Source organism: Bradyrhizobium sp. KBS0727, from assembly GCF_005937885.2.
Lineage (GTDB): Bacteria > Pseudomonadota > Alphaproteobacteria > Rhizobiales > Xanthobacteraceae > Bradyrhizobium.
In genome coordinates, this window is record NZ_CP042176.1 from 6,610,150 (window position 1) to 6,623,344 (window position 13,195).

The following is a 13,195-nucleotide window of genomic DNA, read 5'->3' on the forward strand; positions in this document are numbered from 1 at the left end:
GCGCGAAATCGCCGGGCAAGCCGACGCGCTTGCCCGGCGGCACGTTTGATTTCCATGCAAATGACGATAACAAGAGCGCATGGTGGATTTTAATCGCAAGTTCGATGTGCTGGTGATCGGCGGCGGCAACGCCGCGCTGTGCGCCGCGATCAGCGCCCGGCGTTCGGGCGCTTCCGTGCTGGTGCTGGAAGGCGCGCCGAAATTCTATCGCGGCGGCAATACCCGGCACACCCGCAACATGCGCTGCGCCCATGACGCGGCGACCGAAATCCTCACCGGCCCCTACACCGAAGAAGAGTTCTGGAAGGATTTGCTGCTGGTGACCGGCGGGCAGACCGACGAAGATCTCGCCAAATTCATGATTGGGGAGTCCAAGGACATCCTGAACTGGATCGTCGAACAGGGCGTGCGCTGGCAACCCTCGCTCGGCGGCACGCTGAGTCTTGGCCGCACCAATTCGTTTTTCCTCGGTGGCGGCCGGGCGATGCTGAACGCGCTGTATCTCACCGCCGAAAAACTCGGCGTCGAGATCGCCTACGACGCCGAGGTCACCGGCCTGCAGATCGAGGACGGCATGTTTCTCGGCGCGACGCTGAATCAGCCGGTCGACGGCGTCACCGAAATCCGCGCGTCGGCGCTGGTCGCGGCCGCCGGCGGGTTTGAAGCCAACATCGAGTGGCTGAAGGAATACTGGGGTGATGCCGCCGACAACTTCCTGATCCGCGGCACGCCGTATAACCGCGGTTCGATCCTGAAAATGCTGCTCGACAACGGCGTGCAGGACATCGGCGATCCCACCCAGTGCCACGCGGTCGCCATCGACGCCCGGGCGCCGAAATTCGACGGCGGCATCATCACGCGCCACGACTCGGTGGTGTTCGGCATCGTCGTCAACAAGCTCGCGCAGCGCTTCTACGACGAAGGCGAGGACATCTGGCCGAAGCGCTATGCGATCTGGGGCCGGCTGGTCGCAGCGCAGCCCGACCAGATCGCCTACATCATTTTTGACTCCAGCGTCGTCACAAGTTTCATGCCGACGCTGTTCCCGCCGATCGGAGCCCCGACGGTCGCCGAACTCGCCGGCAAGCTCGAACTCGATCCGGCGGCACTTGAGAGGACCGTCGCCGATTTCAACGCCGCAGTGCAGCCCGGCACCTTCGACCACACCATTCTCGACGATTGCCGTACCGAAGGCATCACACCTGCGAAGACGCATTGGGCGCGCAAAATCGATGCGCCGCCTTATCTGGCTTATCCGGTGCGGCCCGGCATCACCTTCACCTATCTCGGCACCCGCGTGAACAAGCAGTCGCGCATGGTGATGAAGGACGGCAAGCCCGCCGCCAACATGTTCGCCGCCGGCGAGATCATGGCCGGCAACGTGCTCGGCAAGGGCTACGCCGCCGGCATCGGCATGACCATCGGCAGCGTGTTCGGACGGGTGGCGGGACGAGAAGCGGCCAAGAATGCCAAGAATTAGAACAAGAACGAGATGCCGCCCATGGGAGGGTTCATGCCACGCTTCGCGATCGTTTCCACTGCGGCCCTGCTGATGGCGTCGACGCTGGCCAACGCCGCCGAGCCGATCGCGCTGCGCGACATGGGCTCGTTCCATGTCGGCGGCCGCTTGGTCGAAATCAGCGGCAAGCCGGTCAAGGAAGTCACCTTCACGCCGGGCGGCGTGCCGGCCAAGGTCGATCCCAACGGCACCTACCAGGTCGAGCAGATGTACGTGCAGTACTTTCTGCCCGCCAACGAGAAGGGCGCCTATCCGCTGTTGATGTGGCATGGCGGCGGGCTGACCGGCGTCACCTGGGAAACCACGCCCGACGGCCGCGAAGGTTTTCTGAACTATTTCCTGCGCAAGGGCTGGAGCGTCTACAATTCCGACGCCGTCGAGCGCGGCCGCGCCGGCTGGGCGCAATATCCTGATATCTTCAAGGGCGAGCCGGTGTTTCTCACCACCGCCAACCCGTTCGAGCGCTTTCGCATCGGCGACGGGGCGAACTCCTACGATCCGGATCCGGCGAAACGGAAGCTGATGCCGGGCAGCCAGTTCCCGAACGAGGGCTACGAGAATTTCGTCAAGCAGAACGTGCCGCGCTGGACCACCACCGACGACGCGATCGTCGCCGCCTATATCGCCGAGATCGATCGCGTCGGCCCATCGATCATCATGTTCCACAGCCAGGCCGGCAGCTTCGGCTTCAAGGTGGCGCAGGCGCGGCCCGACAAGGTCAAGGCGCTGATCGCAATCGAGCCGGCCGGCGTCGGCGATCCCGCCAAGGCTGATCTGCTGAAGAATATTCCGACCCTGATCGTCTATGGCGATTACATCGAGAAGGATTCGCGCTGGCCGAAGATCCGCGCCACCGGCATCGCGTTCGGCGACAAGATCAAGGCCGCCGGCGGCAGCGTCGATATCGTCGACCTGCCGCAGGTCGGCATCACCGGCAATTCGCACATGCTGATGATGGACAAGAACAACGCCGAGGTCGCCGCCCTGATCCAGAAATGGCTCGAAGGCAAGGGACTCGTGAAGTAACAGGGCCCGGTATCGGGCAGGAAGCAACGCAAGATGCACGGAACGCGAATTCTCGAAGAGGCCGACCGCCTGATGACGGTCTGCAATTCCTGCCGCTATTGCGAGGGCCTCTGCGCGGTATTTCCGGCGATGGAAATGCGCCGCGCGTTTTCCGACGGCGACCTCAATTACCTCGCCAACCTCTGCCATGCCTGCGGCGCCTGCTACACCGACTGCCAGTTCGCGCCGCCGCATCAATTCGACGTCAATGTGCCGAAGACGCTCGCGGTGGCGCGCAATGAATCCTATGCCGCCTATGTCTGGCCGCGCGCCTTTGCCGGCGCGTTCGCGCGCAACGGGCTCGTCATCAGCCTCGTTGCCGCGCTTAGCGTCGCCGCCTTCATCTTCGGCTTTGCCGCGTTCACCGACCGGCAGGTGCTGTTCGGCGTCCACACCGGTGCGGGCGCGTTCTACAAATTGATGCCGCACAATGCGATGGCCGCCTTGTTCGGCGCCGCCTTTCTCTATGCGATCGCAGCACTGCTGATGGGCGTCCGCGCGTTCTGGCATGACATCGGCGAACCCATCGGCATGAAGACCGACGCCCGCGCGCTGTTGCAGGCGATGCGGGATGCCGGCGAACTGCGCTATCTCGACGGCGGCGGGGTCGGCTGCTTCAACGACGACGACAAACCGACAGACCGCCGCAAGATATTTCACCACCTGACCTTCTACGGCTTTGGCCTGTGCTTCGCCGCCACCTGCGTCGCCACGCTCTATCATTACCTGTTCGCCCGCGAGGCGCCCTATGCGTGGTGGGACCTGCCGGTGGTGCTGGGCACGCTCGGCGGCATCGGCCTCCTGATCGGGCCGATCGGCCTGCTGATCGAGAAGCGGAAGCGCGATCCGGTACTGGTCGACGCGACGCAGATGGGCATGGACACAGCCTTCATCGCGATGCTGTTCCTGACCAGCCTGACCGGGATCGCGTTATTGCTGTTGCGCGATACATCAGCGATGGGGCCGCTGCTGGCGCTGCATCTCGGCGTGGTGTTCTCGCTGTTCGTCACCATGCCCTACGGCAAATTTGTCCACGGCATCTATCGATACGTTGCCCTGGTGCGGTATGCACGGGAGCGGCAGATGATGACGCATGGGACGGGGGAGTAAGGGCAATCGCCCCCCCGATCGGTTGAGCCTGGCGAAACCCCTCGATGGCGGGGCACCAAGGTGATGGGTTTCGCGGTGCTTAACCGATCCTACGATTTCGCAAAATCAAAACAGCGGCGGAACCTGCGCCACCCTGATCGGGCCGAAAAACACCACGCCGTCGACGAAGCGCAGCGGGAAGGCGCGGGCCTTCTTGCCTTCGAGTTCAGCCGCGGTGCCGAGCGAATTGATGCCGGCGGCGACGCCGACATTGGCGTTCTGCTTGACGACCTTGCCGAGACCCGGGATCGCCTTGTCGAGCGCGCCAAAAAGATTGTTGAGGTCCTGGCTCTTCACGCCCGGCGCCACGCGATCGAGGGTTGCCTGCGGCACGCCCTCCTCCAGCATTTTTTCGATACCCAGCGCCGGAATCACCTTCTCGATACCAGCGACCGTCATCTGCAATTCGCCGTCGATCCGGCCGTTAGTGTTGAGGCTCAGCGTTCCCGCGGCAATTGCGACCAAGTCGCCCTGCTGGATCCGCGACCGCACGATCTCGACATGGCCGCCGGCGGCCTGGATCTCGCGAAACCGCTCCGGCCATGGTTTTGGCGAAAAATCCTTCAGCCCGGTCAGCTTGGTCTGGATGTCGGCGTCGAAGGGGGCTGCCAATAACGGATGCACTTCCTGGATGGTGCCGCCGGCGATCTGCAGCACGGTTTCGATCACCGGATGGTCCTGCGACGAGCCCTCGGCGATGCGGCCGTGCAACTCGACATGACCGGCCTTCGCCAGCGGCGTCTGCACCGGGCCGTTGACGCGGTCGATCGCGGGATTGTCGAACACGATGGAAGCGCGTTGCGGATTGTTCGGCAGTCCGGTGATGCTGCTGCGGCCGGTGGTCCAGTTCACCGTCATCGACGGCGGCTGGCCGCGATCGGCGATCGTCGCCGGCGCCTTGAAGTCAGCGATCAGCAGGTTCGGCTGGTAGATCTGCGCGATCACCATGATTTCGCTTAAGCGCGCGGTGAAGGCCGACGGCGCGCCCGCCGTCTGCGACACCAGCGACACGCTGGCATCGTCACAACTCACTTCGAGCCGGAACGGGTAGCCGGCGACCGAGCGCTTGCCGCAATCATAGACCCGGCCGGATTTGGCTTCCCGTGCCCGCCAGGCGTCGGCGCGGACGCCGACCTCGGAAGCCGCATAGAACCAGAACGCGCTCCAGGCGATGGCGGCGACCACGAGCAAAGCGGGCATGATGAAGAGGCGCCAAAGCGGGCGACGGCGCGGTGCGGGGGTCATATCGGGCATGCGGCGTCCTTTGGCCGTTGATTTTGTCAAATGTAAGCGCTTGGACATCACAACAAAAGGCGTTGAATCCGCTTCGCATTGTCGCCTTGTTCTGGTAGAGCCCTTCTTGTTTGACGCGTTTTCTTTACGCGAACCGGCGTCCACTTCGCTCGAAAACGCTTTGCCCGATGTCCTCGACGACCTTGCAAGAATCGGAATTCCCGACAGGCGACCTCTGGGTGTTCGGCTATGGCTCGCTGATATGGCGGCCGGGCTTCGAATTCCTCGAACGGGTTCCGGCGCGGCTGATCGGCGAGCACCGTGCGCTCTGCGTCTACTCCTTTGTCCACCGCGGCACGCCGGAAAAGCCCGGCCTGGTGCTCGGGCTGGATCGCGGCGGCGCCTGTCGCGGCATCGCATTCCGGGTCGCCGAAAAGAACCGCACCGCCACCATCGCCTATTTGCGCGAGCGCGAGCAGGTGACCTCGGTCTATCGCGAGGTGCAACGTTCGGTGTGGCTGGAGAACGAGGCGCGGCTGCGCGTCAGCGCGCTGGCCTATGTGGTCGATCGCGGTCATGTGCAGTATGCCGGGCGGCTGACGCTGGCCGATCAGTTGCGTCACGTGCTGCAGGGCCACGGCCAATCCGGCATCAACCGCGACTACGTTCTCGCCACCGTGAAGGCGATCGAGGCCGAAGGCTTCCGCGATCCGCAACTGCATCAGCTCGCCATGATGCTGCACGACCAGCATGTGCTGCGGGATGGGGACAGAGGCCGCTGAACTTCTCCCTCGCCCCGCTCTTCGCGGGGAGAGGGTTGGGGTGAGGGGCTCTCTCCGCGAGTCTGGTGTAATTGATAGACCTGTACCCCCTCACCCGGATTGCACTTCGTGCAATCCGACCTCTCCCCGCTTGCGGGGCGAGGTGATCAAGAATCAATTCGCCTGCGCCGTCGCCGGCCGCTGCGGCAGCGAGCCGGTCGGCGGATCCGACCATTCCGGCACCAGGTCGATGCCGAGATCGGCCAGCCGCACACGCAATTCCACGGCGACGTATTTCGCGTATTCCGACAGCAGCAGGCGGAACGTCGCACCACTGGTCCACCACGGTTCGTCGCGCCATTTGTCGCCGACCACCGCGAACGGGATCAGCGTGACATCAGGCATCGCATGCGACATTTCGACGATGGCGCGCGGCATGTGGTAGTTCGACGTCACAACGATCAGCGACTTGAAGCCGCGCTCGCGGGCCCAGCGCCGGGTCTCGGCGGCGTTGCTGCGCGTATTGATGGCGGAGCGGTCGAGGTCGACGCAGCAGCCGAGCAGCGACTGGTTGTCGGGCAGCGAGCGGGAAATGTCGCTGGCGGCGTTGGTCGGGTGCACGCCCGAGATCAGCAGGCGCTTGCCGTAGCCGCCGGCCAGCAGTTCCATCGCATCCGACACCCGCGACGAGCCGCCGGTCAGAACCACGATACCGTCGGCGTTGCGGGCCGGCTGGGTCTCGACGCCGCGCAATTGAGCGAGAAAGGCGACGAAACCCACGACCGAGCCGACGAAGACGATGGCGAGCGTGGCCACGACAGCCGCGCGCAGCCGGCCTCGCGGCGGCGCGGCCGGCGGTTCAGGCGACCTATCGTCGGGCTGCACACTCATGTGGTTCTGCTGGTCCTCTCCCTCGCTCAATTCTATCGCGTTTTCGGGCGAAGTGGAGTCTGCCCCGGCGCCTTCCCAAGAGCATGCTTCAACCGGGTTGAATTCATGCCGCCTGTCCACTTCTTTCGGATCATGCGCTAGTCGATATCGTCCAGCGTTGCGAACAGCGTGCGCCGCGAGGCCCAGGCGGTGATCGCGGCAATCAGCACGGCCTGCACCGCCAGCGCCAGATAACCGGACGGGCGCAGCGAAAACGTCCCCAATAATGCCGCGAACTGGTCGCCGACCGGGGTGCCGGAAAACCAACCGGCGATCGATTCGGAGAACCCGAAACCCAGCATCGCAGCACCCCCGCCGATCAGGCCGCCCTCAAGGCCGAGCCTGAGAAAGTGCCGCAGGAAGCGGTTGGCGATGTAGGTGTCGCCGGCGCCGACAAAATGCAGCACCTCGACGATCGGTCGGTTCGCCGCCATGGCGCCGCGGGTGGCAAACGAAACCGAAATGATGGTCGCAACGATCACCAGTGCGAGAATGCCGATGCCGGCAAACACGGTGGCGCCGGTCATCGAGCGCATGCGCTCGATCCAGGCGCGGTGATCGTCGACGCTGGCCGATGGCGCCACCTGCGTCACCCGGCTGCGCAGCGCGGCAAGGTCGAGTGTGGCGCCGGGCTGCACGCGCGCAACGATGACGCGCGGCACCGGCAACTGGTCGATCGACAGTCCGCTGCCGAGCCACGGCTCCAGCAGTTTCGCCGACTCCTCCTTGCTGAACGGCTTGACCTCGACGACGGTGGCTTGCGTGCGCATCGCCTCGGCCGCTGCCGCCGCATCGCGGTCGAGATCGCGGCCGGCAACGGGGCGTACCTGCACGGTGATTTCGCTGGCGACTTCCGACTGCCACTCGGCGGCCGAGGCGCTCACCAGCAAGACCGTGCCTGTGGTGATGGAGGCGAGGAACGTCATGATCGCGACGACCGCGACCAGCGCACGGCCGGAGATCGAGGCGCGCGGCACGATCGGCGACATGTTGCGCGCCTGCGCCGCGACCCGCGGGCGTTCCTGCCCGAGATCCACCAGCGGGACATGCTCTTCGCCGGGCCTAGTCATGAATACGCCTGGTCATTGACGCGCCTACTCATAGATATGCAGTCGTCCCTGATGCAGCACCAGCCGCCGCGCCTCATACTGGTCCATCAGCGTGATGTCGTGGGTCGCGATGATGACGGCGGTGCCCGACTTGTTCAGTTCGATGAACAGCCGCAGCAGGCGCCGGCCGAGCGTCGGATCGACACTGCCGGTCGGCTCATCGGCCAGCAACAGTTGCGGCCGCGAGATCACGGCGCGCGCGATCGCCGCACGCTGCTTCTCGCCGCCCGACAGGATCGGCGGTAGCGCATCCATGCGCTCGCCGAGGCCGACCCATTTCAACAGGTCGATCACCTCGCGGCGGTAACTCGATTCCTCGCGGCCCATGACCCGGAACGGCAGCGCCACGTTCTCGTAGGTCGTCATGTGGTCGAGCAAGCGAAAGTCCTGCAGCACGATGCCGATGCGCTTGCGCAAATCGGCGATCTGCTCCTTGCCCAACAGCGAGACGTCGTGGCCGAACAGGTTGACCAGGCCCCGGGTCGGCCGCATCGACAGAAACAGCAGCCGCAGCAGCGAGGTCTTGCCGGCGCCCGAGGGCCCGGTGAGGAACTGGAAGGAATGAGCGGGAATCAGGAACGACAGGTCGCGCAAAATCTCCGGGCCGAGCCCGTACCGCAAACCGACATTTTCGAACCGAACCAAGCTCAGCTCCGCTCGATGTGAACCGTGGCCGGAAACCCCGGATTTGAACCTGAACTTCGGGCCCGCCGCCCACCGATTGCAGCCCCGTCCGGACAAAACGGTTTTGCGGCCGTTATGGTTTCCGGTTCGTTAACGGTCGCTATGTAGCATCCGGGCAAAGACACTGTGGAAACGGGCTCCATGCACATCGTTTGCCCCCATTGTACAACATCCTACGCCATCAATCCGAGCACCCTGGGGGCTTCCGGACGTACGGTGCGCTGTTCCCGTTGCAAGGAGACCTGGCTGGCCCGGCCCGAGGACGCGATCGAGATAGCCGCCGCGGCACCCGCCATGGCGGCCTCGCGCCAGACCGCCGAAAACGATGCCGCCGCCGAGTGGGACGCGATGGCGCGCGAGGAAAGCGGCCAAGAAACAGGCCAAGAGACCGGCCAGGACACCGATCAGGACACGCCTGTGGTCGACAGCCCGTCGATTTCGGCCGACTGGCCGGCCGAGGGTGAAGGTGCGTCCGAGAGCGGCGATTCCGACTGGCCGTCGGTCGCCCGGCGGGATGCCGAAGGGCATGAGGAAATCGCCATCACCAGCCATCGCGAGCGGCTGGCCAGGCTGTTTCGGCTGCCCGCTCTGCCGCGTATTCCGTTCATGCCCGCTGTCGGCCTGCCGACTGCCTGCGCGGCGATGGGCGCGCTGCTGCTGGCGCTGGTGATCTGGCGCGCCGAGGTCGTCCGCCTGCTGCCGCAGACCGCGACCTTCTACCGGATGGTGGGGCTTGAGGTGAACCTGCGCGGACTGGTGTTCAAGGACATCAAGATCAGCAACGAGACCGTGGAAGGCAAACCGGTGCTGGTCATCGAGGGCATGATCGAAGGCTCGACCAGGAAGCCGGTCGAACTGCCGCGGCTGCGCTTTTCCGTCCGCGACGAGCAGGGTGCCGAGATCTACGCCTGGAACGCGGTGCTCGAACAGCCGGTGCTGAAGCCGGGCGAGCGGGCCTATTTCAAGTCGCGGCTGGCCTCGCCGCCGCCTGAAGGCCGCAATATCGATGTACGTTTCTTCAACAAGCGGGATCTCGCCGGCGGCCACGCCTGACCCTGATCCAGCGCCCCGCTCGCGAATGAGCCCAAAGCAATGCCGCGGATATTGATCGCCGACGACGAGGATTCGATGCGCACGCTGGTGGCGCGCGCGATCGCCATGGATGGCCATGAGACCATCACCGCCGAGGACGGCGCCGAAGCGCTCGAACTCCTGACCCGCGAGAGCGGCGCGTTCGACCTGCTGCTGACCGACATCCAGATGCCGGTCATGGACGGCATCGCGCTGGCGCTGGCGGCGGCACGCGATTTCCCCGACCTGAAGATTCTCTTGATGACAGGGTTTGCCGATCAGCGCGAACGCGCCTCCGGCCTCAATGCGATCGTGCACGACGTGGTGACGAAGCCGTTCTCGGTGGCGGATATCCGCACCGCCGTGGCGGACGCACTGGCGGCGCGGAAGGTGTAGCTTCCCGTCATTGCGAGCGTCGCGAAGCAATCCATAGCGCCGCGTCGGGAAAGAATGGATTGCTTCGTCCTCGCAATGACGGCGAGGGACGGCGATCCTCAATAATCCTTCAGCAGCCGCTCGATGTACTCGAGCTCGATCTGCGGACGGGACGGATCGGCGAGACGACGGCGCAGTTCTTCCAGGATCCGGCGCACCCGCTGCACGTCGATTTCACCGGGAATCTTCACCGAGAAATCATCCGAAAATTCGTTGTGGCGCATCGGGCGGCCGAGCGGGTCGGTGCCGTTCTGCGCGCCCTGCTGCCGGCCCTTGGCATTGCCCTGGCCGTCACCGGGCTGGTCGCCGTCGCCCTGCTGCATGGCTTCGGCAAGGCTCTGCGCGCCCTTGCGCAGCGCTTCCAGCGCCCTGCCTTGCGAATCCACCGCGCCGTCGGCATTGCCCTCGCCGAGCCGGCCGCTGGCATCGCCCATCGCGGAATCGGCCTGGTCGAGACCATCCTCGCCGTCGCCGGGCTCGCCGCCTTGCTGACCCTCTTGGCCCTGTTGACCCCGCTCGCCGCGCTGGCCCGGGCTCATGCCGCGCTTGGCCAGTTCTTCCTGCAGCTTCTTGAGCCGGTCGCGCAGGCCCTGCTGGTCCTGCTGCAGGTCGCTCATGCTCTGGTCGCCCTGCTTGCCGCGCATGCGATCGCGCCGGGAATCCTGGCCCTGCTTGAAGGTCTTGTCGCGCAACTGCTGCTGCTTGCGGATCATGTCGCCGAGTTCGTTCAGCGCCTGCTCCATGTCGCCGTCGCCGGACTGGCCGGGCTGCGCCATCTGCAGGTTTTCCAGCATCTGCTGCAGTTGTTCGAGTAGTTGCTTGGCCGCATCCTTGTCGCCGGAGCGCGACATCCGCTCCAGCCGGTCGAGCATGCTCTTGAGATCCTGCTGGCTCAGCATTTTGGTATTCGGATCGAGCGGTCGGGCCAGTTGCTGCGGATTGTTGCGCATCTGTTCGGCGAGCTGGCGCAAGAAATTATCCAGTGCGGCGCGCAGATTATCCGTGAGCTTCTTGATTTCCTCGTCGCTGGCGCCGCGCTCCAGCGCCTGCTTGAGCGCCTCCTGCGCCGCGCGCAGCGCCTTGTCTACGTCAGAGATATTGCCGTCCTCGATGATGACGGCGAGCGCCCAGATGCCGGCGACGACCTCGCGCAAGGCGGCGTCGGTGCGCGCGGCTTCCAGTTGCCGCGCGACGCTGTAGAGACCGAGGTAATGGCCGGTTTCCGGCGTGAACAGTTCCGGCGCGATCATCAGCGCATCGAGCGCCGCATAGACTTGCGAATTCTGGTTGGCGTCGAGCGCCAGGATGCGGCGCTGCTCGATCAGTGCGCGCGCCAACGGCTTGGTGAACAGCCGCTCCGGCAGCCGCATGTTGAACGGTTCGCTCCTGCCTTCGTTGCCGGCCTCGTCTTTCGCGGTCAAGGTCAGCGTCACGTCGGCGCCGGCATAGGGATCTTCGCTGAGATCCTTGACGGTCTGGCCGACGCCGTTGCGGGTGCGCGCGTTCGGCAGCACCAGCGGAAACTGTGGCGCATCGAACAGCGGCCTCGGCTCGGCCGCCGTGGCATCGGTAGCCTTGGCATCCTTAGCCACCGGCCTTCCGGATTCGGTTGCCTCGGTGCGGCGAGCGGCGAACAGGGCGCGGGCTTCGGTGACGCCGTAGTCGTCCTCGAGCTTGTAGGACATCTGCAGCGAACCGCGGGCCTGACGCTCCGGATCCTTGGCGAGCGAAATCGTCGGCGCGCGGTCGGGCGTCGCGGTGAATTTCCACTGCGGCTGGCCGGCCGGCGCGCGGACATGCGCGGTGCCGTCGCCGGCAATCTTGAAATGCCGCTCGTTGGTGCCCTGCGGCGCTGCTTCGCTTGGCGCGATCTCGGTGACGCCGCCGCCGACCATGACGTCGATGGTGCCGCCGCTGGAGCGCACCAACAGCGTGCTGCCGGCCGGAACCGACAACGGTCCGCCGTCCGGGGCGCCGGCGTCGCGGTTGGCGGCGGAAAGAATGATCGGCGGCTTGCCGGTATAGGCCGGCGGCGTCACCCAGGCGTCGACCCGGATATTGGCCGGCGCCAGCACGCCGTTCCAGTCAAACGCCGCGGCCACCCGCATCCTGCGCTCGTCGCCGGCGGCGACATAGGAGGCGACCAGCATCACCATGACCAGCGCGCGGAGCGCCCAGGGATCGTGGATCGCCAGCCGCGGCGAAGGCAGGCCGGCGCGGATGCGCTTCAGCGAGGCCAGCGTGCGCTCGCGCTGCGCCTGCCACAGCGCCTGCGCGATCGGATCCTTGGTCGCCAGCGTATCGGTCAGCGCGGTCGCCGGACGGTGCCGGATCCCGGTGCCACGGTCGAGCCGGGCCAATGCGGCCTCGCGGGTCGGCCAGCGGAAACGAATGAGCGGCAACAGCGCGCCGAGCGCCAGCAGGACGAACAGGGCAATGCCGATGGCGCGCGCCACGAACGGCAGCGCCAGCCACAGTCCCACCCAGGACACCACCAGGAACAGGCCGGCCACGCTCAACAGCCGGGCGAGACCCGGCCAGGCACGCTCCCACGCGATCGCGTATTTGGCCCGTTGCAGGGCCTGCGTCAGCTGAAGCCGCGCGCCAGCATCCGGCTCGCGCGCGGGCTGTGAGGGATCGGGTATGGCACCGTTCAAAAAACTCTCCGGGTTGCCGGCAAATCAGCCTAGCACGGCGGCGGCAATGAGGCACCCTGCTTCGAGGGGTTCCCCCACCCGGAAATACGCATAACACGAAGGCGTGACTGTGCCGCTCCGAGCCCGTAACGTCCGCCGCGAACCGTAAAATACCTGAGGAAACGTCATGGACAAGAAGACCTATGAAAAGGGCCTGGAAGTGCGCAAGGCCGTGCTGGGCGAGGCCTATGTCAACAACGCCCTGAAGAACGTCGACGACTTCAACCGGCCGTTTCAGGAAATGCTCACCGAATATTGCTGGGGCGCGGTGTGGGGCCGCGACGAGTTGCCGCGCAAGACCCGCAGCATGCTCAACCTCGCCATGATTTCGATTCTCAACCGGCCGCATGAATTGCGGACGCATCTCAAGGGCGCACTGACCAACGGCGTCACCCGCGACGAGATCCGCGAGATCTTCATGCAGGTCGCGATCTATGCCGGCGCGCCCGCCGGCGTCGACAGTTTTCGTATCGCGCGCGAAGTCTTCGCCGAACTCGACAAGGCCTGAGCCCGCTCCAAACAACCACTGTCATTTTTAGCCGT

Annotated in this window: 12 protein-coding genes; 7 read left to right on the plus strand and 5 right to left on the minus strand. The window is 65.3% G+C overall.

The window, feature by feature from the left end; all coding sequences use genetic code 11:
* The first annotated feature begins 79 nt into the window (after positions 1-79).
* The 3 genes from tcuA to tcuB are packed head-to-tail and all read left to right on the plus strand — an operon-like array spanning position 80 to position 3,694.
* Complete coding sequence (tcuA, locus tag FFI89_RS30960; protein WP_138831276.1) at positions 80-1,480, plus strand: FAD-dependent tricarballylate dehydrogenase TcuA; 1,401 nt, start codon at positions 80-82, stop codon at positions 1,478-1,480.
* Positions 1,481-1,513: 33 nt separating this feature from the next.
* Positions 1,514-2,545 (plus strand): esterase, encoded by a 1,032-nt coding sequence (locus FFI89_RS30965; RefSeq protein ID WP_138831277.1) that lies wholly within the window; start codon positions 1,514-1,516, stop codon positions 2,543-2,545.
* A gap of 33 nt (positions 2,546-2,578) precedes the next feature.
* Positions 2,579-3,694 (plus strand): tricarballylate utilization 4Fe-4S protein TcuB, encoded by a 1,116-nt coding sequence (gene tcuB / locus FFI89_RS30970; protein ID WP_138831278.1) that lies wholly within the window; start codon positions 2,579-2,581, stop codon positions 3,692-3,694.
* 105 nt (positions 3,695-3,799) lie between these two features.
* On the opposite strand, the gene FFI89_RS30975 is transcribed toward tcuB, so the two are convergent.
* Complete coding sequence (locus FFI89_RS30975) at positions 3,800-4,987, minus strand: DUF2125 domain-containing protein (RefSeq protein ID WP_138831279.1); 1,188 nt, start codon at positions 4,985-4,987, stop codon at positions 3,800-3,802.
* Positions 4,988-5,154: 167 nt separating this feature from the next.
* On the opposite strand from FFI89_RS30975, the gene FFI89_RS30980 reads away from it, so the two are divergent.
* Positions 5,155-5,748: a gamma-glutamylcyclotransferase gene (locus FFI89_RS30980; protein ID WP_138831280.1), complete on the plus strand. Its 594-nt coding sequence runs from the start codon at positions 5,155-5,157 to the stop codon at positions 5,746-5,748.
* A gap of 153 nt (positions 5,749-5,901) precedes the next feature.
* Here the strand turns inward: FFI89_RS30980 and FFI89_RS30985 are convergent, their stop codons facing one another.
* From FFI89_RS30985 to ftsE, 3 genes are all read right to left on the minus strand, one after another.
* Positions 5,902-6,618 carry a YdcF family protein gene (locus tag FFI89_RS30985; protein WP_138831281.1) on the minus strand — a complete coding sequence of 239 codons (717 nt, stop codon included), beginning with the start codon at positions 6,616-6,618 and terminating at the stop codon, positions 5,902-5,904.
* A gap of 137 nt (positions 6,619-6,755) precedes the next feature.
* Positions 6,756-7,727, minus strand: a complete 972-nt coding sequence (locus tag FFI89_RS30990) for an ABC transporter permease (RefSeq protein ID WP_138831282.1) — start codon at positions 7,725-7,727, stop codon at positions 6,756-6,758.
* Positions 7,728-7,751: 24 nt separating this feature from the next.
* The gene (gene ftsE, locus FFI89_RS30995; RefSeq protein WP_027539490.1) at positions 7,752-8,411 is read right to left on the minus strand and encodes a cell division ATP-binding protein FtsE; all 660 of its coding nucleotides are present in this window, start codon (positions 8,409-8,411) and stop codon (positions 7,752-7,754) included.
* A 180-nt stretch (positions 8,412-8,591) separates the two neighbouring features.
* On the opposite strand from ftsE, the gene FFI89_RS31000 reads away from it, so the two are divergent.
* Both FFI89_RS31000 and FFI89_RS31005 read left to right on the plus strand, forming a co-directional pair.
* Entirely contained in the window at positions 8,592-9,503 is a 912-nt protein-coding gene (locus FFI89_RS31000; RefSeq protein WP_138831283.1) for an MJ0042-type zinc finger domain-containing protein, read from the plus strand.
* A 39-nt stretch (positions 9,504-9,542) separates the two neighbouring features.
* Positions 9,543-9,917, plus strand: coding sequence for a response regulator (locus FFI89_RS31005; protein WP_138831284.1), 375 nt, complete (start codon positions 9,543-9,545; stop codon positions 9,915-9,917).
* A gap of 98 nt (positions 9,918-10,015) precedes the next feature.
* Here the strand turns inward: FFI89_RS31005 and FFI89_RS31010 are convergent, their stop codons facing one another.
* On the minus strand, positions 10,016-12,613 hold the full coding sequence (locus tag FFI89_RS31010) for a TIGR02302 family protein (protein ID WP_138831285.1): 2,598 nt from the start codon (positions 12,611-12,613) through the stop codon (positions 10,016-10,018).
* A gap of 166 nt (positions 12,614-12,779) precedes the next feature.
* Between FFI89_RS31010 and FFI89_RS31015 the strand changes: the two genes are divergently transcribed.
* Positions 12,780-13,160, plus strand: coding sequence for a carboxymuconolactone decarboxylase family protein (locus FFI89_RS31015; protein WP_138831286.1), 381 nt, complete (start codon positions 12,780-12,782; stop codon positions 13,158-13,160).
* Positions 13,161-13,195: the final 35 nt, after the last annotated feature.